A 22,339-nucleotide genomic window follows, 5' to 3' on the forward strand; every position below is an offset into this window, starting at 1 on the left:
CGATGTCGGGCGATCCCATCATCGTCACGGGCGGGGCCGGCTTCATCGGCAGCCATGCCTGCAAGCATCTGGCCGCGGCCGGTTTCCTGCCGGTGACCGTCGACAACCTCAGCACCGGCCATGCCGATGCCGTGAAATGGGGCCCGCTGGAGAAACTGGACGTGCGCGATGCCGACGCTCTGGCCGCCGTCATCAGAAAGCATGGCGCGCGGTCCGTCATGCATTTCGCGGCCTTCGCCGTGGTCGCCGACTCCGTGCATGCCCCCGATCTCTACTATGACAACAATGTTGGCGGGCTTGCCGGCGTGTTGGCGGCGATGAAGGCAACCGGTGTGGATCGCCTTGTCTTCTCGTCCAGTTGCGCCTCTTACGGGGTGCCCGACACGGTCCCGATCGACGAGGAGACGCCTCAAAACCCGATCAACCCCTATGGCCGCACCAAGTTCTTCGGGGAGCACATGATCCGCGACCAGGCGGCAGCTTACGGGCTGCGCCATGTCATGCTGCGCTATTTCAATGCCGCAGGCGCCGATCCCGAGGGGGAACTGTCCGAAAGGCACGATCCCGAAACACGGCTGATCCCGCTGGCGCTCATGGCGGCGTCGGGGCAGGGGGCGCCGCTCAAGCTGTTTGGCACCGACTACGACACCCCGGACGGCACCTGCATACGGGACTACATCCACGTCACCGATCTGGCCGAGGCGCATCTGCGCGCGCTGAACCACCTGCTCGGTGGGGGCGACGACCTGATCCTCAATCTCGGGACCGGTCAGGGCACGTCGATCCGGCAGGTCTGCGATGCGATTGCGCGGGTCACAGGCCGTGACGTTCCCCTTGTCGAGGCGCCCCGCCGCGCCGGAGATCCCCCTACGCTCGTCGCCGATCCGTCGCTTGCACGCAAACGCCTCGGCTTTGCCCCGCGCCTGTCCGAGATAGATCGCATCGTGCGCGATGCGGCCCCGCATTTCGGCTTGATGCCGAAGACACATGTTGATGGCTGACAGCATATCACCCCCTCCGGCCCTTCCGGTCGGAACATCGGCGCCGCGCCGCTATGTCCGGCCAGTGCTGACCGGGCGGCGCAAGCTGAAATACGACCTGCTCGTGATCCTCTGGGCCGCGGCGACGATCTGGTTCTGGGCGTGGTGGCTGACGCCCGACCACATCCTGCCCGGTGCGCGCTACTGGATCGCCAGCGTGGCCTTCGCCTGGTTGTTCTTCCTGCAGGCGTTCTTTGTCCTGATTTTCCGGCGCGCCGTTGTCCCGGCGGCCGACCCGCCAGACCCGTCCACGGTGCGCGTGGCGATGATCACGACCAAAACCCCATCCGAGCCCTTTTCCGTCGTGCGCCGCACGCTTGAGGCGATGCTGGCCCAGACCTATCCGCATGACACCTGGCTGGCCGACGAAGACCCCAGCCCCGAGACCATCGCCTGGTGCGCGGCGCATGGCGTGCGCATCTCGACCCGCAAGGGCCGCCCAGATTACCACCGCGCGGAGTGGCCCCGTCGCACGCGCTGCAAGGAAGGCAATCTTGCCTTTTTCTACGACCAGTATGGCTACGAGGAATATGATTTCGTCTCGCAACTCGATGCCGATCACACACCGACGCCCACCTATCTGGCCGAGATGATGCGCGGCTTTGCCGACCCCGCTGTCGGCTATGTCAGCGCGCCCTCGATCTGCGCCCAGAACGAAAAGGAAAGCTGGGCCGCGCGCACCCGCCTGCACACCGAGGCCGGGTTTCACGGCATCTTCCAGGCCGGCTACACCGCCGTCCTGTCCCCGATGTGCATCGGCTCGCATTACGCCGTCCGCACCTCGGCCCTGCGCGAAGCGGGCGGCCTTGGCCCGGAACTGGCCGAGGATCATTCGACCACGATGCTGATGAACTCGGCCGGGTGGCGCGGCGTGCATGCGCTCGATGCCATCGCCGTCGGGGATGGACCCGCCACCATCTCCGATCTTTGCACGCAGGAATTCCAGTGGTCGCGCAGCCTTTTGTCGATTCTTCTGCGCTATACGCCAGGCTACCTTGCCACCATGCCCGCGCGGCTGAAATTCCAGTTCGTGTTTTGCCAGGTCTGGTACCCGCTTTTCGCGTTTTTCATGTTGGTGCTATACCTGCTGCCGATCGTGGCGGTGGTGTTTGACGTCCGGTACGCCGACGTGACCTATCCCGCCTTCGTGTTCCACGCGATCTGGCCCCCCATCGCGGTCACGCTCATGGCCTATGCGATCAAGGCGGACGGGTTTTTCCGGCCCCGTGACGCCAAGGTCCTGGGCTGGGAGAAGGCCCTGTTTCTTGCGATCCAGTGGCCCTGGGTGCTGGCCGGTGTCGTGATGGCTTTCTACGACCGCATCACGGGGCGGTTCGTCGATTTCAAGATCACGCCCAAGGGAGAGGCGGCGACCGCGGCCCTGCCGATGCGGGTCGTGGGGCCCTACGCGCTGCTGGCGCTTGGCTGCATCCTGCCCGTGCTTTTGGTCGACAGCGTCGACGTTGCCCGCGGCTTCTACTTCCTGACGCTGCTCAACGGCACGATTTACGCGATCATCACCATCGTGATCGTTTTGAAGCATCTGCGCGACAATGGCATCGCCCTGTCGCGCGCCCTGTCCACCCTTCCGCTGCAGGTTACGGCGCTTCCGGTGCTCGTGGCCCTGATCGTTTCGGCCATGATCCTGCGCGGTCCCGAAAGCATCCTGGCCCTGAGTGTCGGCTTGGTGGAGTCCGACCTCGTCCGCTACGAATACGTGATTTCCGGCGCGGGCATGGGGGCGCAGGACAATGTCCGTTTCCGGATGGACCCGGATGCGTGGCGCAATCTCATTTCTACCGGCGAGGAGTAAGACCATGACCGCAAAACCAATGCTGACCCAACTTTCGGCCGCCCTGGCCGGATCCCTGCTTTGTGCCGGGGCCGCGTTCGCCGCCCCGCCGGGCGAGTTGCCTTTCGGCGTCTACGATCCCTACGGGGCCTTTGCCGATGACCCCGATGTGCAGATCGAGCATCTCTTTCTGCCATGGCAGGACGTCTATCTTCCCTCGCTTGCCGAGGCCGACGCCTATGCCGCCGAACGGGGGCGTGCCGTCCTTGTCACGATCGAGCCCTGGACCTGGACGCGCGACGAACGCAACCGGCCCGAGGTGTTGATCGAAGGGATTAACAGCGGCGCCTTCGACGGGAACATGACGACGATCTGCGAGATCCTCGGCGGGTTCCAGTCGGCCGTGACCGTCCGGTGGGCGCACGAGATGGAGGACAGATCGGGCCAGTTCATCTGGGCCGGCTGGGAGCCCGACACCTATATCGGCGCCTATCGCCACATGGTCGACGTGTGCCGCTCCGTCGCCCCTGACCTGGATTTCATGTGGTCGCCGCTGGGGCTTGAAGAGTTCGAGGTCTATTTCCCCGGCGAAGACTACGTCGACGTGATCGGCCTGTCGGTCTTCGGCCTGCAACCCTGGGAACAGGATATCCTCGGCGAAGAGCGCAGCTTCCGCGAGATCCTGCAGCCCCGCTATGACCGCGCCGCTGGCTTCGGTCTGCCGATTGTCGTGGCCGAACTCGGCTTTGTCGGCGATCAGGCCTATTACGACCGTTGGTTCAACGATGTCCGTCAGGACATCGAGGGCTTGGATCAGCTCGTCGCGGTGGTCTACTTCAACCAGACCGAGGTCTATCCCTGGCCCGATGGGTATGGGCTGCCGGATTGGCGCTTTGACCACAACATTCTCGAAGACTGAGAAACAAAAAACGGGACGTCGGCAGATTGTTGCCGACGTCCACGACCTTGCCGGGGGTCCTGATCCCGCCGATAGGGGATTGAAATTCCTTGATTGTCGAAACAGGCTGCGCCGCGCTGCTTTGTCGGCGCGGCGCTGGGCTGTTTCGGCAACCTGACATCACTTCGTGCCGCGCTAACCTTCTGCTAATCATTTTCCTGCATAACGGTCGGAGCCGCGCCAAGCGGCAACCCGGCAGAGGATGAACAGGCAAGAAACGAGGGTCGGGGGGCATTTCCCGAATACTTAGCAATTGAATGGACCTGATCCATGCACCCGCCGCTTGCGGGTCGGCATGGTTGGCGGTGCATCGCGGCACTGAATTGCCATGATTGTGCCCTGCTCAGGACTTTGTACCGCCCCACAATTCCCCGGCTCGGCAACCGCAGGCCTGGCAACATTACCAAGGAGGACGGACGTCCATGATGCACACGAAATTTTTCCGCGTTTCCAAGGCCGGCTTGCTGGCATTCGCGATGGCTGGCGGCGCGATGATGACCGCCCCTGCTTTGGCCGATACCGCCCAAGCCGACCAGATGCAGGTCACGGCATCCAGCCGGACCCCGAACCAGGGTCTCAATCTCCTGTCGGCGCCGCGTGCTGGCGCACCTGTCGTGCGCGTGCGCCAGATGGGCTCGGGCAGCTGGATCTGCTCGCCCGCGGGCTTCGGTCAACGGTCGCGCTGCCACCGCAACTGATCTCTGCGCGGCACGGCCTTGCACCCGTGCCGTCCGCGTTTTCCCAAGGGTCCGCGTCACATGCCCCTCATCTCCGCAGTTTTGCGTAGCCTTCGCACCTTGTCCCTTGCCTTGATGCTGGGTTGGGTCGGGCATGCCGCGCAGGCCCAACAGGCCGGGGTCGGGGCCTGGGAAAACCCCAGCTATACAACGCTCGACTGGATCGAAGGGGCGCGCGGCCTCGACTGGTACTACAACTGGCGCACCGACCAGATCGCCAGTCATTCGAACCGGTCGCGCCGTGTCGAATTCGTGCCGATGATCCACGGGGCCGACAATATCGGTGACACGATCCGCTCAAGCCGCCGCGTGCGCCACCTGCTGGGGTTCAATGAACCCGATGGGCATGGCGGGTCGCACCAAGCGGGGATGAGCGTGGAAGAGGCGATCGCCCTCTGGCCGCGGCTGGAAGCGACCGGTCTCAGGCTCGGGTCTCCGGCCACCACGCGTGAGGGCACGCTCGGCCGCGGATCTTGGCAAAGCCGCTTCATGGCCGAGGTCGAGCGCCGCGGCCTGCGGGTCGATTTCATGGCCGTCCACTATTACTCGACCAATGGCAGCGTCGACGAGTTCCGCAACTGGCTCGTTCAGGTGTACAACACCTACCGCCGCCCGATCTGGGTCACGGAATTCGCCTATATCGACTGGTCTCGCCCATCCCTTGCCACCTACGAGGCGAACGCCGCCTTTGCCCATGGCGCTATCCGAATGATGGAAACGCTTCCGTTCGTCGAACGGCACGCCTGGTTTGCAGCGAACCCGTACAACTGGGACGGGTTGGTGCCTGAGATCAACCTGGTGGACAACGACATGCAGCCAACGCCCCTGGGCCAGGCCTTTGCCAACATCATCTCGGGCCAGGCGTCGGCAGACACCGCCAGCCTTATGGTGGATCAATAAGAGCGCGACGCACGGCTGAGAGGCTCGAAACCGGCAGTACCGTCGGTTTCCTAGTTGTGCGCTCTTTCGCAGACATCGCCGACGCCTGACTGAGCGCCGGTGGCCCGTCGGAGCGAAGGGTCAGGGGGCCGCCCTCACGCGTCCGACGCGAGGGGCGGGGTCGCCTGCTGCAGCGTTTTGCCGATCGTCAGACCATTCACCTTTTCGACGATGGCCGCTGCATCCAGACCGTGATGGCGGTAGAGGTCGCCGATTGTCCCGGTCTGGCCGAAATGCTCGACGCCGAGAGGAATGGTCTGATGCCCCGCGACGGAGCCGAGCCAGGCGAGTGTCGCGGGGTGTCCGTCGATCACCGTAACAAGGCGGCAATGGGGCGGCAGACCCGCCATCAGGGTTTCGATATGGGACCGCGCCGCCTGATGCCCGCGGGAGCGGGCGCGTTGTGCGGCCGTCCAGCCTGCATTCAACCGGTCGGCCGAGGTCACGGCAAGCACGCCGATATCCCGGCGTCCCTCGCCAATCATCCCGGCGGCCTTGATCGCCTCGGGCGCAACCGCCCCTTGGTAGGCGATCACCACCTCGCAATTCGGCCCCGGTTTTCGAAGCCAATAGGCCCCGTCGATAGCCCCTTGCCGGAAATCCTCGTCCACCCGTTTGCCGGGTTGCTCGATCGGGTTGGTGGTCAGGCGCAGATAGACCGAGCCGCCGGTCTCGTCCCGCAACCACGTGCGCTCATCCGGGTCGCCCTCGCCATCGCGCTGAAGGTAGTCGAAGGCCCATTCCATGATCACCGCCAGCTCGTCGGCAAAGGCCGGCTCGAACGAGGCCAGCCCGTCTTGGCTCATGCCGATGAGGGGGGAGCCGACCGATTGGTGCGCGCCGCCTTCGGGGGCGAGTGTCACGCCGGATGGCGTGCCAACCAGCAGGAACCGCGCATCCTGGTAGCAGGCGTAGTTGAGCGCATCGAGGCCGCGCGCCACGAACGGGTCATAGACGGTGCCGACCGGGATCAGGCGCTTGCCGAAAAGCGAATGCGACAGCCCCGCCGCGCCCAGAAGCAACATCAGGTTCATCTCGGCGATGCCCAACTCGATATGTTGCCCGTCCGGCGTGAACTCCCATTTCGCGGTCGAGGGGATGCGGTGTTCGATGAAGGCGTCGGCCTGTTCGGACCGGGCAAAAAGCTTGCGCCGGTTCACCCATGGCCCGAGGCTGGTGGTGCCGGTGACATCCGGAGAGGTCGTGACGATCCGGTCGGCCAAGGCGCTGGAGCCCTTTGCCAGGTCATCGAGGATCTTGCCGAAAGCCGCCTGCGTCGAGATCTCGCGCGAGGTGTCGATCTCGATGGGCGGCACGTCCAGCTTGGCGTCGTGGTAGCGTCGCGTGCCGCGGGCAAAGAAAGGGACCTGCGACAGGAACGCGCGCAGGGCCGCCGGGTCTTCGACCGTGGCCATCGGGTCCCATTCCTCGCCTTCGGCCACGCCCATGTGCTTTTGCCATGTCGCGAACTGGCTGCGGTTCATCAGCCCGCCATGGTTGTCCTTGTGCCCCGCGATCGGGGTGCCCCATCCCTTGATCGTGTAGGCAAGGAAACAGGTCGGCCGGTCGTGATCGATGGCGGCGAAGGTCTCGGCCATGGTCTCCACGCAGTTGCCGCCGAGGTTCTCCATCAGCGCGGCAAGCTCGTCGTCGCTGCGCCGCTCGATCAGCGCGCTGACATCGCCCTGGTCGCCGAGGTCGTCCATTAGCCGCTTGCGCCATACCTCGCCGCCCATGAAGGTCAGGGCCGCGTATTGCTGGTTGGGGCAGGCATCGATCCAGTCGCGCAGACGCTCCCCGCCCGGCTCCTCGAAGGCGGCGCGTTGCAGGGCGCCGTATTTCACGCGCACGACATCCCAGCCGAACGCATCGAAGATCTTTTCGACCCGACCGAACAGCCCCTCGCGCACGATCCCGTCGAGCGATTGCCGATTGTAGTCGATGATCCACCACGTGTTGCGCAGGTCGTTTTTCCACCCCTCCTGCAGCGCCTCGTAGACATTGCCTTCGTCCAGTTCGGCGTCGCCCACCAGCGCCACCATCCGGCCCATCGGGGCGCCCTGGCCCCAGCTCTTGGCGGCGATGTAATCCTGGATGATCGACGCGAAGGAGGTGATGGCGACCCCCAGGCCCACCGACCCGGTGGAGAAATCCACATCGTCGATGTCCTTGGTGCGGCTGGGATAGCTTTGCACCCCGCCAAAGCCGCGGAAATTCTCCATCTTCTCGCGGGTCTGGTTGCCCATCAGGTATTGCATCGCGTGAAAGATGGGCGAGGCGTGGGGTTTCACCGCCACCCGGTCCTCGGGCCGGAGCGCCGAGAAATAGAGCGCCGTCATGATCGACACCATGGACGCGGACGAGGCCTGGTGCCCGCCCACCTTGATCCCGTCCACCTTGGGCCGGATGTGATTGGCGTGGTGGATCATCCAGTGCGACAGCCACAGCAGGCGCTGTTCGACGGTCTTGAGGTGGGACAGTTGGGCGGGCATGGAGACCTCCGTTACTCGGCGGCGTGGTAGGCAGGCATGGGCAGGGCCTGGTTCAGATCTGCGATGATGTCCTCGATATCTTCCAACCCGACGGACAGGCGGATCAACCCGTCGCTGATACCATGCGCGGCCCGTTCGTCCGCGTTGTAGGTGGAATGGGTCATCGACGCGGGATGCTGGATCAGCGTTTCGGCGTCGCCAAGCGAAACCGCCCTCTGGATCATGTCGAGCCTGTTCATGAACGCAATGCCCCCGGCCATGCCGCCGTCGATCTCGAAGGCGATCATCGCCCCGGGCTGCGCCATCTGCCGTGCCGCGACGTCGCGCTGCGCAAAGCTGTCGAGGCCGGGGAAATGGACGGTGCGAACCGCCGGATGCGCCTCAAGGTACTCGGCCACAGTTCGCGCCGAGGCGCAATGCCGCTCCATGCGCAGCGCCAGGGTTTTCAGACCGCGCAGGATCAGCATGGCATTGAACGGCGCCATGACTGCGCCGGTCATGTCCTTCATGCCGACCAGCCGGATTTCGGCGATCTGCTCGGCCGATCCGGCCACCAGCCCGGCCACGACATCGCCATGCCCGCCAAGGTATTTCGTGGCGGAATGCACGACCAGATCGGCGCCCAGCTCGATCGGGCGGGTCAGGTAGGGGGTGGCATAGGTGTTGTCGACCACCACCGTGGCACCGGCAGCATGGGCAATCTCGGCCGTCGCGGCGATATCCACCAGCCGCATGTTGGGGTTGGCGGGCGTTTCGAAATAGACGACGCGCGTACGCTCCGAGATCGCGTTTCGCAGGTTTTCAGGGTCGGTCATGTCGACATGGGTGATCGTGACGCCCCATTTCGCCAAGCCGTGGTGCATGAAGGCGAAGGTGCAGCCATAAAGCGTCTGGTCCACGATCACCTCGTCGCCCGGGGACAGCAGCGTCCAGAGCACGGCCGTGATCGCCCCCATGCCGCTGGACAGCGCCAGCCCGGCTTCCGCCCCCTCCAGCGTGGCGATGCGGGTCTCCAGCAGTTCGCAGGTCGGGTTGGAAATCCGGCTGTAGATATGGCCTTGCCGGTCGCCCGAGAACATTTCGCCGCCAGCCTCCGCCGTCTCGAAGGCGAAGGTCGATGTCAAATGCAGCGGCGGGGTCAGGGCGCCCCCGTTTTCCAGCGGCTCATAGGCATGGTGAATGGCGCGGGTGGCAAATCCTGGTTTCGCGTTCATGGCAACCTCGTATCTCGGAACTGTTGCGATGATGTGCTGCTCGAAGGGGCATTTATTTGCGTTTTATGCTTCAAAATGATTAAGATTTGGCAGAACCTGCCAACAGAGCGTGAAAATGGACAGCAAAGACCGCCAGATCATCCGGGCCTTGCAAGCCAACGGGCGCATGACGAACCAGGATCTCGCCGAGAAGGTCAACCTGTCGCCGTCCCCTTGCCTGCGGCGGTTGCGCATCCTTGAAGAAAGCGGCGCGATCCGTGGCTTCAGCGCCGATGTCGACGCCAAGGCCTACGGTCTGCCAATCACCGTCTTCGTCCGCATCCGGTTGGAGCGTCATAACGAGGAAGACGTCAGGCGTTTCGAAAGCCGGGTCATGGGGTTCGACGAAGTGCTGGAATGCCATGTGCTGACCGGGGCGTTCGACTACCAGTTGCGTGTCGTGGTCCCCGATTTGGACGCCTACGAGGATTTCATCCGCAACCGCATACACCGGATCGGCGGCATCGCCTCGATCGACACGACCTTTGTCTACGGCACGGTCAAGAAAACCAGCGTGTTTCCGGCGATTGCGTAGCCCGGCGGCGCGGTCCGACGCGCATGCGTGGGGCTATGGTCGTTGTCGGACGGATCGGGTATGCGGTCGCCGATGATCGCGGGTCGTGGAACATGCGACCGGCGCAACCTGATACCGGATGATGGCACCCCATGCGCGACGCGGATACGATTTTTCGGCGGTATCAACAGATCCGGCCCCGGTTGCCGCGCGTCGGCGCACTGCCCGAAACGGTTCAGATCGGCAGCCTGCTCGAGATTGCGGACCAGATCGATGCCTTCGTGTTCGATGCGTTCGGCGTGCTCAATGTCGGGGAAAGCCTGATCGACGGGGCGGATCGCCGGCTGGAGCAATTGCGCGCGCGCGGTTGCCAGATCCGCGTGCTGACGAATGCGGCAAGCTATGACAGGCAGGGCGCGATTGCCAAGTTCCAGCGTCTGGGTCTGTCGCTTGCCGACGAAGAGATCGTGACAAGCCGCGAGGCGGCGCTGAAGCACCTGCCTGATGGGCATTTGGGCGTGATCGCGATGGAGGGCGACCGGTTGCTCGATATCCCGCATCCCATGACCCGGCTCGGTGACGACCCCGCCGCCTTTGAGGCCGTCGACGCGTTTCTTTTCCTGTCCTCGGCCGAGTGGACGGAGGCACGGCAGGATCTCTTGCGCGCCGCGATTGCCCGTCGCCCGCGCCCGCTCGTAGTGGCCAATGCCGACCTCGCCGCCCCGCGGGAGACCGGCTTCACCCTCGAACCCGGGCATTTCGGGCATCTGATCGCCGACGATTTCCCGGACTGCGTGCGCTTTTTCGGCAAGCCCTTTCCGGACGTGTACCAGCTTGTCACGGACACGCTGGAGGGGATCGACCCGACCCGCATCGCCATGTGCGGCGATACCCTTCACACAGATATCCTCGGCGGTGCCGCCGCCGGCTGGCGCACGGTTTTCGTGACGCGCGACGGGCTCTTTGCCGGTCTCGACGCGGATGCCTACCGCGAAGACTCGGGCCTGCATGCCGATTGGCAGCTCGCCCGTATTTGAGCCCAGGACGCGCCCGCGCCGCCGGCTCCGCCCCTTGGCAGAAAATTCGAAAATCGCGCGACGGAAACCGCAGCGCCCCGCGTGCAATGGGTTCAAGCGGGGCGACTGGTCGCGTTTTCCAAGCGATCAGACGGGCCTAAGCGTCAGGTGAACGACCACCCCATAAACCACCCGTCCGGCAGGCCGGGGACGAGAGCATGTGGACTGGTTGAAAGGACAAGTCATGAGTTTCAAGGACACGACAACGCGACTGAGCCATACCACGGTCGCGCTGCACTGGATCATCGCCATCGGCTTCATGGCCATGCTGGCCTTCGGCCTGTATCTGGAGGCGATGCCGCGCAGTCCGGAAAAGGGCGTGCTGATGGGGATGCACAAATCGGTGGGCCTCATCATCCTCGGGCTGGCGGCGTTGCGCATCCTGTGGCGCCTGGCGAATGGGATGCCGCAGCCGGTGGGCCGGGATGGCAAGGGCGCCCGCATCGTGGCGGGGGCGGTGCATATCCTGCTGTTGATCGGCACGGTGATGATGCCGGTCTCGGGCATCATGATGGCCATGGCGAGCGGCACTGGATTGAGTATTTTCGGCTGGGAGCTGGTGGCGGCGACCCGCGGCACCGAAGGCTTCGTCGCGAACGAGGTGCTTGCTGGTCGGGCCAGCGCAATGCATGGTCTTGGCGGATGGGTGATGATCGGTGCGATCGTTCTGCACGTCGCGGCGGCGATCAAGCACCACTCGGTCTCGCGCGATGGCACGCTGCGCCGGATGATGGGCCGGTCCGTCGGGGCCTGAGCGCGAAGCGCGGCTTTGAAACGTGGAAAGGGCGGCCATGTCGGTCGCCCTTTTTCTTGAAGCCTTTGATCTGGGCAGCAGCACGCGCGACGTGGCGCGCGCCTCAGGGGGCAACCCAGGTCGGGTCCTTGGCGACAAGCTCGACCGTGTTGCCGTCCGGATCGAAGGTGAAGACCCCGCGCCACCCGATCCAGTCGAACGCCTCGACGGTGTAGTCCCGTCCGAGCTGGTCATACCACGCCATCACGGCGTCCTGTTCCTCCCACGGGACGGTCAGGGCGATGTGATGCAGGGAGGATCCCGTGCCGGTTTGCGGTGGTGTGGCGCTGCCCCGGGTCTGGCCCGCGCCTTCGATATCGTGGCGAAACAGGGCCAGAACCGCCGTATGCCCGCCGAACCCCTCGGCGATGCGGAAGAACACGATCGGGCGGCCCTCGGTATCGGTCATCGGCTCAAGGCCGATCACGTCGCGGTAGAAGGCGACCATCGCCTCCATATCCACGCAGCGAATGGCGATCTCGCCCAGGGCGCGGACCTCGAAGTCTCTCTGCGGCATGTCTGTCCTCCTTGTTTCCCAAAGCGGGAGGAGGGGGCGATCAGGCCGGTGTGGCCATGCCCTCCGCCTCGCGCGCCTTCCGCTCCGAGCGGGAGAAGAAGATGTCATAGAATACCGGGGCGGCCACCAGCGTCAGGATCGACGCAAAGGCCAAGCCGCCCATGATCGTGATCGCCATCGAGACGAAGAACGCATCCCCCAAGAGCGGCGCCATCCCGAGGATCGTTGTCGCCGCCGCCAGAAGCACCGGGCGCAAACGCGAGACGGAGGCGCTGACGATCGCTTCGCGCAACGGTTTTCCCGTCTCGCGGGTCAGGTCGATCTCTTCGACCAGCACGATGCCGTTCTTGATCAGCATGCCCGACAGGCTGAGCAGACCCAGGAGCGCGGTGAAGGAGAAGGGCAGGCCGGTGCCCAAAAGGCCGATGGCCACCCCGTTCACCGACATCGGCACCAGGAGCCAGATGATCAGCGGCTGACGCACCGCGTTGAACAGCAGGACCGAGATCAGCACCATGATCAGCGCCGTGATCGGAAGCTGCGCCCCGAGCGACGCGTTGGCCTCGTTCGACGCCTCGTATTCACCGCCCCATTCCATGCGATAGCCGTAAGGCAGGTCCATCGCCTCGACCGCCGCCTGCACCTCGGCCTGCACCTGTGCCGCCGTCAGGTCGGCGGGGATGGAGGCGCCGACGGTGATCGTGGGCAAGCGGTTTTGCCGCCGGATCAGCGTGTTCTGCGTCTCGTAGGTGAAGCCGTCGACCACCTGTTCGATTGGCAGAAGCGTTTCGCCGTCCTGCGCGACGATGGTCTGGTCCATGGCGCTGACGCCCGCATCCGGGGCGACGCGCAGGATGATCGGCAGGGCGCGGTCGCCCTCGCGATAGGTGCCAGCGGTGACGCCATCGGTGGCGAAACGGATGATCTGCGCCACGTCATCGCGGCTGACGCCGGCGGCTTGCGCGCGGTCGGTGGCGTAGTTGGGCCGCAGGACCAGTTCCTGTTCGCGCCAGTCGACACGCGGGGCGAGGATGTTGTCGGACGCCCCCTGCAACACGGTGATGGCCTGATCGGCGAGGTCGCGCAGCACCACCGGGTCCGAGCCCGAGAAGCGCACCTCGATCGGGCTGCCGCCGCCGGGGCCGAAAACCAGCCGTTCGGTCCGGAACTCGCCATCGCCGAGGTTGGCGGCGGCAAAAGCCTCCAGATCGGCGCGCAATTGGGGGATCTGGTCCAGCGTTTCGGTGCGCACGATCAGATGGCCATAGGCGGGGTTCGGGCGCTCGGACGAATAGGTCAGAAGGAAGCGCGTGGCCCCCTGGCCGACATAGGTCGACACGGCCTGAACTTCGTCACGGGCGGCAAGGAAGTCTTCCAGCACCCGCATCCGCTCGGAGGTTGTGTCGATCGGCGTGCCCTGCCGCATCGTGTAGTGAACGAAGAAGATCGGCGTGTTCGAGTCCGGGAAGAATTGCTGCTTCACCTGTCCGAAGCCGACGTAACACGCCGCCGTGACGGCGATCAGCGCCACGACCACCAGCCACCGGATACGCAGCGCACCCCGCAGGAGCGCGCCATAGCCACGGAAGATGATGCCGCCATAGGCGTCGTCATCGTTCACCTCGCCCTGCTTGAAGAAGTAGTGCCCCAGTAGCGGCGTGACCGTGATGGCAAGGATCCACGACAACAGCAGCGAGATACCGATCACCGCAAACAGCGAGAACAGGAATTCGCCGGTCGAGTCCGGGCTGAGGCCGATGCCCGCAAATGCCATGATGCCAATGACGGTGGCGCCCAACAGGGGGATCTGCGTCTTGCCGGTGGCTTCCTCGGCGGCATCGCGGGACTTCTTGCCGTGCGCCATGGCAACCTGCATCCCCTCGGCCACCACGATGGCATTGTCCACCAGCATCCCCATCGCGATGATCAGCGCGCCGAGCGAGATGCGCTCCATCTCGATCCCGAAGATCGCCATGAACAACAGGGTGCCCACCACCGTCAAAAGCAGGGTCGTCCCCACCACGATGGCCGCGCGTGGCCCCATGAAGACACCAAGCACCAGCACCACGATCGCCACCGACATGGCGAGGTTCAAGAGAAACCCGTTCGAAGCCTCGTCCACCACGACATGCTGCTGGTAGATCGGGTGCAGCTCGACCCCATAGGGGATTTCCGGCTGTAGCTCGGCCAGCCGCGCATCGACGCGGTTGCCCACATCCACAATGTTTTCATCGGCAAGGCCCGAAACGCCGATGGTAAAGGCCTCGGCCCCGTTGAAGCGGATGATCTGGTCGGGGTCGTCCTGACGCCCGCGGTTCACCTCGGCGATGTCGAAGAGGTTGATGATCTCGCCACCGACCCCGATGGAAAGGCCCGCGATTTCGCTGACGCTGTCCGACCCTTCGGGGGTCTGGATCATGGTGGAGGCGGTCTCGCTGTCGATGCTGCCCGCGTCGGCGACCGAGTCCGCCTCGGCCAGCGCATGTGCGATGACCTGCGGATCCACCCCCAAATGGGCCGAGATCGCCAGGTCGGGCTCGACGAAAATCGCCTCCTCGGGTAGGCCTGCGACCTCGACATCGGCGACGCCGTCCACGGCCAGTAACTCCCGGCGCAGGAAGGTCGCCAACTGGTGCCGCTCGGCATCGGTGAAGCCGTCGGCGGTGACGGCGAAGAAGATGCCGTAGACATCCCCGAACCCGTCATCGACGAAGGGCGCGCCCGCCCCGTCGGGAAGGGAGCCGACAACCCCATCGATCTGCTGGCGCAACTCGGTCCAGACCTGTGGCAGGTCCTCCCCGCGGATTGTGTCTTCAACCTCCACATCGATGCGGCTGACCCCGGGGCGATTGACCGACGTGATCTCGCTGACCTCGCCCATGCGCTGGATCGCGGCCTCGAGCGGTTCCGAAACCTCTTCGGCGACCTGCTCGGCCGAGGCGCCGGGGTATTGGGTGATGACCACGGCCTGCTTGATGGTGAAGGCCGGGTCTTCGAGGCGGCCCAAATTCAAGAACCCCCAGATGCCGCCGAACAGGCAGACGAGGATGATGATCCAGGTGATGATCGGCTTGTCGATCGAGGCGCGGGCGATGGTCATGGCGCGGCCCCTTAATTGGCGAAGCCGGTGAAGCGCCGGACGGTTTCACCGGGCGTAACCGCATGGGCGCCTGTGCTGACGATCTCGGCGCCGGGGTCCAGCCCCTCGGTGACGGCGAAGCGTCCGTCGCGCGTGGGTTCGATGGCGACGGCGACCTCCTCGACCGTGCCCAACCCGTCTTCGCCGCCCTCCGCCGGGACGAAGCGCAAGACGCTGGTCGCCCCATCATTTGCGATGCGAATGGCGCTGGCGGGCACGATCAGGGGCGCGCCGTTGCCTGTGATGGTGGCCAGCACGGTGACCGAGCTGCCCGGCAGAACGGTGATTTCTTCAGGGCGGGGCATGCCTAGCGTCAGGCGATAGGTCTGCCCGATGCTGGAGGCCTCGGCATTGAATTCCCGCAGTTCCAGCGGAAAGGTCTGGTCGCTGGAGGGGAAGCGCGCGCGGAGATCGACACCCGCACCCTGACCGACACGCTGAAAAAGGACCTCGGGCACGTCGATCTCGACCCGGATTTCGGACATGTCATGCAGGCGCACAACGGGCGTCCCCGCGCTGACGGTCGTGAAATTCGCGACGTTGCGCGATGCGACCAGCGCATCGAACGGGGCATGGAGCGTCGCGTTTTCCAGCGAGTATTCGGCATTGCGCAGCGCCACGCGGGCAAGGCCAAGCTGGGTCTCGGCATCCTCGCGCGCCACTTCCGAGACGGAACTGGTCAGCTGCGCAAGGCGGGCAACCTCGCGCTGGGCCTGGTCGTATTGCAATTGCGCCTGTTGCAGTTGCAGCTCGAAAGGTTCGAGGTCGAGCTGCGCGATCATCTCGCCGGCGGGGATCTCGGCACCTTCCTCGGCCTCAAGCTCCACGACCTGGCCCCCCACCTGGAAGGCAAGGTCCACCGTCTGCCGTGCAACCACCTGGCCAAAGAATTGCCGCGTAACCCCCGCGGCCCCGTCCCCCACCGCCATCAGGCGCACGGGGCGGATGATCTCGGCCGTTGCCTCGTCTTGGGCATGGGCGATGGGCGCGGGCAGGGCGAAAACGGCAAGAACGGCGGCTAGCACCGCGCGGCGCGAAGGGAACATGGCACGGATCCTCGGCTCGGTCGAAACGGACAGGCCCCGCAAATAGGAGGCGCTGGAATGGTTTTGTAGACGCCCATGACGCATTTGCATGACGAACGCATATATTTTTTCACCACCCGTCGCCTGACGTTGCGGCAACGGTGCTGTCAGAAAAGCGTTGCACCGGGGCTCTGTGCAGGGCGAGGGTGCCATCGGTCTACCATGTCAGAGGGGCAATGACCGTGACATTTGCCGACATACTTGGCGCCGCTCAGCGCATCAAGGGCGTGGCCGATGCCACGCCGCTTGTGCCGTCGCCGTTCTTTTCCGCGCTGGCCGGGCAAGAGGTGTTGCTGAAGCTCGAGAACATGCAGCCCATCGGCGCCTTCAAGCTGCGCGGGGCCTTCAACGCCATGGCGACCCTGCCCGAGGGCGTGACGGGTGTGACCTGCTGTTCGACCGGCAATCATGGGCGCGGCGTGGCCTTCGCCGCGCGGCAGCGCGGGCTGCGCGCGGTGATCTGCATGTCGCGGCTGGTGCCGCAAGCCAAGATCGACGGTATCCGTGCACTCGGCGGCGAGGTGCAGATCGTCGGCGACAGCCAGGACGATGCACTGGCCGAGGCGCAGCGGCTGGTTGCCGAAGAGGGTCTGGTCGAGATCTCGCCCTTCGACGACCCGGCGGTGATCGCGGGGCAGGGGACCATCGGCCTCGAGATCCTGCAGGCCCGGCCCGATGTCAGAACCTTGCTGGTGCCTCTCTCCGGCGGTGGTCTGGCCGCTGGTATCGCCGTTGCGGCCAAGGCCATCGACCCCGCGATCCGCGTGATCGGCATCAGCATGGAGCGGGGCGCGGCAATGTTCGAATCCTTAAAGGCAGGCCAACCGGTCGAGGTCGAGGAAGTTCCCAGCCTTGCCGACAGTCTTGGTGGCGGGATCGGGATGGCGAACAAGCTGTCCTTCCCGCTGTGCCGCGACCTGTTGGATGACACGGTCCTGGTCACCGAGGAAGAGATTTACCGTGCCATGCAAACCTTGTTTTACGAGGATCGGATCGTTGCCGAGGGCGCCTGTGTCGTGGGGCTTGCGGCGCTGCAATCGGGCAAGGTATCAGCGGGCGACGGGCCGGTCGCGACCATCATCACGGGCCGAAATCTCGATATGAACCTGTTCGCTCGGATCATGTCTGGGCAAGAAATCGAGCTGGGGACATATACCGTAAAAGGACAAGTCTACGATGCCTGAGCGCGCTGTCCGTATCGTCACCGAGGCCGAGTTGCGGGGCGCTGTGCCCCTCGATCTGGCCGCCATCGACGTGGTCGAGCACGCCTTCGCCGCCCTGGCGGGGGATGGCGTCGTCATGCCACCGGTCATGTCGATGGACCTGCCCTTGGTGAACGGGGAGGTCGATGTCAAAACGGCGTACCTGCCGGGATTCGACGGCTTCGCCATCAAGGTCAGTCCGGGCTTCTTCGACAACCCCAAGCTGGGTTTGCCAAGCCTGAACGGCCTGATGATCCTGTTCTCGGCCAGGACCGCCTTGGTCGAGACGGTATTCCTCGACAATGGCTACCTGACCGATCTGCGCACCGCCGCGGCCGGGGCGGTGGCCGCCCGCCATCTCGCGCCCGAGACGGTGCAAACGGCTGGCGTGCTGGGCACCGGTGTGCAGGCGCGCATGCAGATCGCGGCGGCGCATCTCGTTCGCCCGTTCGAGCGCGTTCTCGTCTGGGGGCGTCACAGGGGGCGGGCCGAGGCCTGCGCCGCCGAGATCGCCGAAACCCTTGGAGTGGTCGCGCGTGCTGTTGCCGATCCCGCCGAGGTGGTCCGCGACAGCCAGCTGGTCGTGACCACCACCCCCGCGCGCCAGCCCATTCTTCAGGCCGATTGGCTGCATCCGGGTCTGCACATCACGGCCATGGGGTCGGACCAGTCGGAAAAGAACGAATTGGCGCCCGAGGCACTGGCGGCGGCGGATCTCTATGTCTGTGACCGGGTAACTCAATGCGCGACGATGGGAGAATTGCGCGCGGCGCGCGCAGCGGGCTTGATGGCGGCGGACCCGGTGGAACTTGGCCAGATCGTGACCGGGGCGGCGCAAGGCCGGACGGATGCCCAGCAGATCACCATCTGCGATCTGACCGGAACGGGTGCGCAAGACACGGCGATTGCCACCCATGCCCGCGCGCTGGCCGAGGCCGCGGGCGCAGGGCAGGCGATCCCGGTATGAGTGCGCCCCGCCTGCGCCTGCGCCTGATGATCGGCGACGCGATGCTGGGGCCCGGCAAGGCCGATCTGCTCGACGGCATTCGCAGGACCGGCTCCATCGCCGCCGCCGGGCGGGGGATGGAGATGAGCTACAAGCGCGCCTGGTCGCTCGTCGAAGAGATGAATGGCGCCTTCCGAAGCCCGCTGGTCGCGCGGGTGCGTGGCGGAAAACAGGGGGGCGGCGCGCACCTGACCGAGTTGGGGGAGGAGGTGCTGACGCGCTACCGGCGGCTGGAAGCCCTGGCGACCGAGGCGGGCGCGGAGGAGATCGCGGCCCTGAGCGCCTTGCTCACCGATATGTCCGACGGAAAATAACGCTTGCCTCAAGCGTCTGCCGTCGCAATACCTGTGCCGACCGGACCGGGAGATGTCATGCGCCGCCTGATTGCCAGCTTGTGCCTTGCCCTGATGCCACTGCCCGCGGTGGCCGAGGACGTGACGGTTTTCGCCGCCGCCTCGATGACCGAGGCGCTGGGCGAAATCGCGGCGCGGTTCACCGACGAGACGGGCACAGGCGTCGTTCTGTCCTTCGCCGGGTCCTCGGCCCTTGCCCGCCAGATCGCGCAGGGCGCGCCGACGGATGTGTTCATCTCGGCCAATGCTGACTGGATGGATGTGCTGCAGGCCGATGGCCGGATCGTCGAGGGGTCGCGCTTTGACCTGACATCGAACCGCATCGTCCTGATCGCCCATGACGAGGCCATGGCGGAGGTCGACATCACGCCCTCGCTCGACCTTGGCGCGATGCTGGAAGGCGGGCGTCTCGCCATGGCCCTGACCGAGGCCGTGCCGGCGGGCATCTACGGTCGCGCGGCGCTGGAGTACCTCGGGCTATGGAACGCCGTGGCGGGGCAGGTGGCCGAGGCCGACAATGTCCGCGCCGCCTTGATGCTGGTCGCGACCGGGGCCGCGCCGCTGGGCATCGTCTATTACTCGGATGCGGTCAGCACCCCTGACGTGCGGATGCTTGGCGTCTTCCCCGAGGACAGCCACCCGCCGATTACCTATCCGGCGGCGCGGATCGTGGGCAGCGGCGACGCGGCGCAAAGCTTTCTGGATTACCTGCATCGTTCGCCCGCGGTCGATATCATCGCCGAACACGGGTTCTGGGCGCCGGGGGGCTGACCGGTGGATTGGCTCGGCCCCGCGGAATGGGAGGCAGTGCGCCTGTCACTGCGCGTGGCCGCCGTGGCGGTGGCGGCCAGCTTGCCGCTTGGCATCTTCGTGGCCTATGCGCTGGCCCGCTGGCGGTTTCCGGGCCATGGCCTGCTGAACGGGTTGGTGCACCTGCCGCTGATCCTGCCGCCGGTGGTGACGGGCTACCTTCTTCTGCTGGGCTTCGGCCCCCAGGGGCCGGTTGGCGGCGTGCTGGAGGCCGTGGGCCTGCCGGTGGCCTTTCGCTGGACGGGTGCGGCGCTTGCCGCGGCGATCATGGCCTTTCCCCTGATGGTCCGCGCCATCCGCCTGTCGATCGAGGCGGTCGATCCCGGGCTTGAGCGGGCGGCCGCGACGCTGGGCGCCTCGCGCGGCTGGGTCTTCCTGACGGTGACATTGCCCCTGACCCTTCCGGGGATCATCGCGGGCGCAATCCTCGCCTTCGCCAAGGCGATGGGAGAGTTCGGCGCGACGATCACTTTCGTTTCGAACATTCCGGGTGAAACGCGCACGGTGCCTTCGGCCATCTATGCCTTCCTGCAAGTGCCGGGCGGAGAGGACGCGGCCGTGCGTCTGGTCCTCGTGTCGGTCGGGGTGGCTATGGCCGCGCTGATCCTGTCGGAATGGCTGGCGCGGGCAGCGGCGCGGCGGGTTGGCCACTCATGAGCGTCGAGATTGATATTCAGCACGATTTCAAAAGCTTCCAGCTGGATGTGCAGATATCGGCGCCGCCCGGCATAACCGCGCTGTTCGGGCGGTCCGGGTCTGGAAAGACAAGCATTATCAATTCCGTGGCGGGGCTTCTTCACCCGGATGAAGGCAAGATCTCCATCGACGGCACGCCGCTCTTCGACCGCGCGGCCGGGGTGAATCTGCCGGTGCATCACCGCAGGCTCGGCTACGTGTTTCAGGACGCGCGCCTGTTCCCGCATCTGACCGTGCGACAGAACCTGACCTTCGGACGGTGGTTCGCGCCCGAGCGGGCGCCGCAGGCCGAACTCGACCGGGTGGTCGAGATGCTGGGGATCGGGCACCTCCTGTCGCGGCGACCCGGCGCGCTGTCCGGCGGTGAGAAAAGCCGCGTTGCACTGGGCCGCGCCCTCCTGTCCTCGCCGCGCCTGATCCTGGCCGATGAGCCGCTGGCCGCGCTGGACGAGGCGCGAAAAGCCGAGATCATCCCATATTTCGAGCGCCTGCGGGACGAGGCCAGGGTGCCCATCCTCTATGTCAGCCATTCCCCGGCCGAGGTCGCCCGCCTGGCGACTACAGTCGTTGCGCTGGATGCTGGTCACGTGGTGGCGCAGGGGCCCGCGGCCGAGGTGCTTGGCGATCCGGAGGTGATGCCGCTTGGCCCGCGCGGGGCCGGGGCGGTGATCGGGGCGCGCGTGGCGGCCCATCACCAGGACGGGTTGAGCGAGTTGCAGGCGGGCGGGGTGCCGCTGTTCCTGCCGCGCGTGGCGGCCACGGTTGGAACGACCCTGCGCCTGCGGATCGCGGCGCAGGATGTCCTGTTGTCGCGAGCGCGGCCCGAGGGCTTGTCGGCCCTGAACATCCTTCCGGGCCGGATCGACAGCATACGGCACGGCGCGGGACCGGGTGCGATGGTCGCCCTCGATACGCCGGCCGGACGGGTGCTGGCACGGGTCACGCAGCGGTCGGTCGGCGCGCTTGGGCTGTCGGAGGGGGCGGAGTGTTTCGCCATCGTCAAGACCGTGTCCATCGCGCCGGACGATGTCAGCGGCTAGGCCCCCTTGGCGGTATCCTCCGGCGGGGCCGACGGGCGGGTGCTGACCGCGTCCTCGGGGGCGGGGTTCTTCGGCGGCTGGCCCAGCCGGCCCAGCACGTCGCGGGCATAGGCCGCGCCGCCCGACGCCATCAGCGTTTCGGTCATCATCGCGCGCAGGGCGGTGGCCTCGGGATGGGCCTCGATCGCCGAAACGAGAATGGCCTTTGCCGCTTCGACATCGCCCAGATGCATTGCGATTCGCGACCGCCCCATCGCGCGCAGCGGGGCAGAGACATTTCCCTCCCGGTCGGCGCGGGCAATCAGGTCGCGCGCGTCGGACACGCGGTTGGCCGAAAGCGCCGCGGCCAGCAGCACATCGAACGTGTCGTCATCCAGCGTGTCCGTGGCCAGCCGCGCCTCGGTGTCCTGCGCGGCGTCGCGGTCCTCCATGCTCATCTGCGCCAGAAGCAGCAGCCGCAACAGCGATTTGTCCCCCGGGCTGTGGCTCAGACCGGTTTCGGCCGCCTGCCGGGCCACGCCCGGGTTTCCTTTCCTCAGCGCGGCGACGGCCAGCCCCGCATCCAGTTCGGTCTTGCGTTTTCGTTCCATCGGTATGCCCCCTTGTCCGATTGGCTTGTGACGTGTCCCGGCGCGTGCCCCCCCGACCGGAGGGCGCGGGCCATCCGGTTCCCCGCCGCTCGCGATATCGGGGGGGGGGCACCCTCCAAGCCTAATCCGCGATCAGGTTAAGACTTCGTTAATCACGTGGAATATCGTTGCGGCAGAGCGGATGTGCCAGATCTGCACTGATGCCGAATTGATCACCGCCATGGCCAGCGCGCCGTTGCGTCACAGGGGCACTTGTTGCAACACTGATCGCCGAACATTTCCACGACCGGCCGCGCTCTGCCCGCAG

Annotated in this window: 20 protein-coding genes; 14 read left to right on the forward strand and 6 right to left on the reverse strand. The window is 65.7% G+C overall.

Going from position 1 to position 22,339, the window contains the following annotated elements:
- Positions 1-2 precede the first annotated feature (2 nt).
- The 5 genes from galE (at position 3) to KUV65_RS00140 (ending at position 5,427) form a co-directional block, all read left to right on the forward strand.
- Positions 3-1,001, forward strand: a complete 999-nt coding sequence (gene galE, locus KUV65_RS00120; RefSeq protein WP_222186825.1) for a UDP-glucose 4-epimerase GalE — start codon at positions 3-5, stop codon at positions 999-1,001.
- Positions 994-2,853, forward strand: a complete 1,860-nt coding sequence (locus tag KUV65_RS00125; protein ID WP_222186826.1) for a glycosyltransferase family 2 protein — start codon at positions 994-996, stop codon at positions 2,851-2,853. The genes galE and KUV65_RS00125 overlap by 8 nt, the downstream gene beginning before the upstream one ends.
- 4 nt (positions 2,854-2,857) lie before the next feature.
- A complete protein-coding gene (locus tag KUV65_RS00130; protein ID WP_261331552.1) occupies positions 2,858-3,751 on the forward strand; it encodes a glycoside hydrolase family 26 protein in 894 nt (297 codons plus the stop codon).
- 461 nt (positions 3,752-4,212) lie between these two features.
- Positions 4,213-4,488 carry a hypothetical protein gene (locus tag KUV65_RS00135; protein WP_222186827.1) on the forward strand — a complete coding sequence of 92 codons (276 nt, stop codon included), beginning with the start codon at positions 4,213-4,215 and terminating at the stop codon, positions 4,486-4,488.
- Positions 4,489-4,548: 60 nt separating this feature from the next.
- Positions 4,549-5,427: a glycosyl hydrolase gene (locus KUV65_RS00140; protein WP_222186828.1), complete on the forward strand. Its 879-nt coding sequence runs from the start codon at positions 4,549-4,551 to the stop codon at positions 5,425-5,427.
- Between the two features lie 134 nt (positions 5,428-5,561).
- Here the strand turns inward: KUV65_RS00140 and KUV65_RS00145 are convergent, their stop codons facing one another.
- Both KUV65_RS00145 and KUV65_RS00150 read right to left on the reverse strand, forming a co-directional pair.
- Entirely contained in the window at positions 5,562-7,958 is a 2,397-nt protein-coding gene (locus KUV65_RS00145; protein WP_222186829.1) for a 1-deoxy-D-xylulose-5-phosphate synthase N-terminal domain-containing protein, read from the reverse strand.
- A gap of 11 nt (positions 7,959-7,969) precedes the next feature.
- Positions 7,970-9,172 (reverse strand): methionine gamma-lyase, encoded by a 1,203-nt coding sequence (locus KUV65_RS00150; RefSeq protein WP_222186830.1) that lies wholly within the window; start codon positions 9,170-9,172, stop codon positions 7,970-7,972.
- 115 nt (positions 9,173-9,287) lie between these two features.
- On the opposite strand from KUV65_RS00150, the gene KUV65_RS00155 reads away from it, so the two are divergent.
- The 3 genes from KUV65_RS00155 (at position 9,288) to KUV65_RS00165 (ending at position 11,555) form a co-directional block, all read left to right on the forward strand.
- Positions 9,288-9,746 carry an Lrp/AsnC family transcriptional regulator gene (locus tag KUV65_RS00155; protein WP_222186831.1) on the forward strand — a complete coding sequence of 153 codons (459 nt, stop codon included), beginning with the start codon at positions 9,288-9,290 and terminating at the stop codon, positions 9,744-9,746.
- Positions 9,747-9,877: 131 nt separating this feature from the next.
- Positions 9,878-10,762, forward strand: coding sequence for an HAD-IIA family hydrolase (locus KUV65_RS00160; protein ID WP_222186832.1), 885 nt, complete (start codon positions 9,878-9,880; stop codon positions 10,760-10,762).
- 223 nt (positions 10,763-10,985) lie between these two features.
- Complete coding sequence (locus KUV65_RS00165; protein ID WP_222186833.1) at positions 10,986-11,555, forward strand: cytochrome b; 570 nt, start codon at positions 10,986-10,988, stop codon at positions 11,553-11,555.
- Positions 11,556-11,658: 103 nt separating this feature from the next.
- On the opposite strand, the gene KUV65_RS00170 is transcribed toward KUV65_RS00165, so the two are convergent.
- From KUV65_RS00170 to KUV65_RS00180, 3 genes are read right to left on the reverse strand one after another with little or no spacing between them, the layout of a single operon-like run.
- Complete coding sequence (locus KUV65_RS00170; RefSeq protein WP_222186834.1) at positions 11,659-12,111, reverse strand: VOC family protein; 453 nt, start codon at positions 12,109-12,111, stop codon at positions 11,659-11,661.
- A gap of 40 nt (positions 12,112-12,151) precedes the next feature.
- The gene (locus KUV65_RS00175) at positions 12,152-15,211 is read right to left on the reverse strand and encodes an efflux RND transporter permease subunit (RefSeq protein WP_222186835.1); all 3,060 of its coding nucleotides are present in this window, start codon (positions 15,209-15,211) and stop codon (positions 12,152-12,154) included.
- 11 nt (positions 15,212-15,222) lie between these two features.
- Positions 15,223-16,296 carry an efflux RND transporter periplasmic adaptor subunit gene (locus tag KUV65_RS00180; protein WP_222186836.1) on the reverse strand — a complete coding sequence of 358 codons (1,074 nt, stop codon included), beginning with the start codon at positions 16,294-16,296 and terminating at the stop codon, positions 15,223-15,225.
- Positions 16,297-16,511: 215 nt separating this feature from the next.
- On the opposite strand from KUV65_RS00180, the gene eutB reads away from it, so the two are divergent.
- From eutB to modC, 6 genes are read left to right on the forward strand one after another with little or no spacing between them, the layout of a single operon-like run.
- Positions 16,512-17,519: a hydroxyectoine utilization dehydratase EutB gene (gene eutB, locus KUV65_RS00185; RefSeq protein ID WP_222186837.1), complete on the forward strand. Its 1,008-nt coding sequence runs from the start codon at positions 16,512-16,514 to the stop codon at positions 17,517-17,519.
- Positions 17,512-18,504, forward strand: coding sequence for a cyclodeaminase (locus KUV65_RS00190; protein WP_222186838.1), 993 nt, complete (start codon positions 17,512-17,514; stop codon positions 18,502-18,504). The genes eutB and KUV65_RS00190 overlap by 8 nt, the downstream gene beginning before the upstream one ends.
- The gene (locus KUV65_RS00195) at positions 18,501-18,857 is read left to right on the forward strand and encodes a winged helix-turn-helix domain-containing protein (RefSeq protein WP_222186839.1); all 357 of its coding nucleotides are present in this window, start codon (positions 18,501-18,503) and stop codon (positions 18,855-18,857) included. The genes KUV65_RS00190 and KUV65_RS00195 overlap by 4 nt, the downstream gene beginning before the upstream one ends.
- Before the next feature lie 57 nt (positions 18,858-18,914).
- Positions 18,915-19,667 carry a molybdate ABC transporter substrate-binding protein gene (modA, locus tag KUV65_RS00200; protein WP_222186840.1) on the forward strand — a complete coding sequence of 251 codons (753 nt, stop codon included), beginning with the start codon at positions 18,915-18,917 and terminating at the stop codon, positions 19,665-19,667.
- Positions 19,668-19,670: 3 nt separating this feature from the next.
- On the forward strand, positions 19,671-20,363 hold the full coding sequence (gene modB, locus KUV65_RS00205) for a molybdate ABC transporter permease subunit (protein ID WP_222186841.1): 693 nt from the start codon (positions 19,671-19,673) through the stop codon (positions 20,361-20,363).
- Positions 20,360-21,442 (forward strand): molybdenum ABC transporter ATP-binding protein, encoded by a 1,083-nt coding sequence (modC, locus tag KUV65_RS00210; RefSeq protein ID WP_222186842.1) that lies wholly within the window; start codon positions 20,360-20,362, stop codon positions 21,440-21,442. Before modB ends, modC begins: the two co-directional genes overlap by 4 nt.
- Here modC and KUV65_RS00215 read toward each other — a convergent pair.
- Positions 21,439-22,032 carry a hypothetical protein gene (locus tag KUV65_RS00215; protein WP_222186843.1) on the reverse strand — a complete coding sequence of 198 codons (594 nt, stop codon included), beginning with the start codon at positions 22,030-22,032 and terminating at the stop codon, positions 21,439-21,441. The two genes, modC and KUV65_RS00215, sit on opposite strands and share 4 nt — an antisense overlap.
- Positions 22,033-22,339 lie beyond the last annotated feature (307 nt).

This window comes from Maritalea mobilis, assembly GCF_019800885.1.
Taxonomy (GTDB): Bacteria; Pseudomonadota; Alphaproteobacteria; order Rhodobacterales; family Rhodobacteraceae; genus Roseibacterium; species Roseibacterium beibuensis.

Coding starts and splice junctions, on each gene's coding strand:
- galE (WP_222186825.1), top strand. CDS start 3: ATGTCGGGCGATCCCATCATCGTCACGGGCGGGGCCGGCTTCATCGGC.
- KUV65_RS00125 (WP_222186826.1), top strand. CDS start 994: ATGGCTGACAGCATATCACCCCCTCCGGCCCTTCCGGTCGGAACATCG.
- KUV65_RS00130 (WP_261331552.1), top strand. CDS start 2,858: ATGACCGCAAAACCAATGCTGACCCAACTTTCGGCCGCCCTGGCCGGA.
- KUV65_RS00135 (WP_222186827.1), top strand. CDS start 4,213: ATGATGCACACGAAATTTTTCCGCGTTTCCAAGGCCGGCTTGCTGGCA.
- KUV65_RS00140 (WP_222186828.1), top strand. CDS start 4,549: ATGCCCCTCATCTCCGCAGTTTTGCGTAGCCTTCGCACCTTGTCCCTT.
- KUV65_RS00145 (WP_222186829.1), bottom strand. CDS start 7,958: ATGCCCGCCCAACTGTCCCACCTCAAGACCGTCGAACAGCGCCTGCTG.
- KUV65_RS00150 (WP_222186830.1), bottom strand. CDS start 9,172: ATGAACGCGAAACCAGGATTTGCCACCCGCGCCATTCACCATGCCTAT.
- KUV65_RS00155 (WP_222186831.1), top strand. CDS start 9,288: ATGGACAGCAAAGACCGCCAGATCATCCGGGCCTTGCAAGCCAACGGG.
- KUV65_RS00160 (WP_222186832.1), top strand. CDS start 9,878: ATGCGCGACGCGGATACGATTTTTCGGCGGTATCAACAGATCCGGCCC.
- KUV65_RS00165 (WP_222186833.1), top strand. CDS start 10,986: ATGAGTTTCAAGGACACGACAACGCGACTGAGCCATACCACGGTCGCG.
- KUV65_RS00170 (WP_222186834.1), bottom strand. CDS start 12,111: ATGCCGCAGAGAGACTTCGAGGTCCGCGCCCTGGGCGAGATCGCCATT.
- KUV65_RS00175 (WP_222186835.1), bottom strand. CDS start 15,211: ATGACCATCGCCCGCGCCTCGATCGACAAGCCGATCATCACCTGGATC.
- KUV65_RS00180 (WP_222186836.1), bottom strand. CDS start 16,296: ATGTTCCCTTCGCGCCGCGCGGTGCTAGCCGCCGTTCTTGCCGTTTTC.
- eutB (WP_222186837.1), top strand. CDS start 16,512: ATGACCGTGACATTTGCCGACATACTTGGCGCCGCTCAGCGCATCAAG.
- KUV65_RS00190 (WP_222186838.1), top strand. CDS start 17,512: ATGCCTGAGCGCGCTGTCCGTATCGTCACCGAGGCCGAGTTGCGGGGC.
- KUV65_RS00195 (WP_222186839.1), top strand. CDS start 18,501: ATGAGTGCGCCCCGCCTGCGCCTGCGCCTGATGATCGGCGACGCGATG.
- modA (WP_222186840.1), top strand. CDS start 18,915: ATGCGCCGCCTGATTGCCAGCTTGTGCCTTGCCCTGATGCCACTGCCC.
- modC (WP_222186842.1), top strand. CDS start 20,360: ATGAGCGTCGAGATTGATATTCAGCACGATTTCAAAAGCTTCCAGCTG.
- KUV65_RS00215 (WP_222186843.1), bottom strand. CDS start 22,032: ATGGAACGAAAACGCAAGACCGAACTGGATGCGGGGCTGGCCGTCGCC.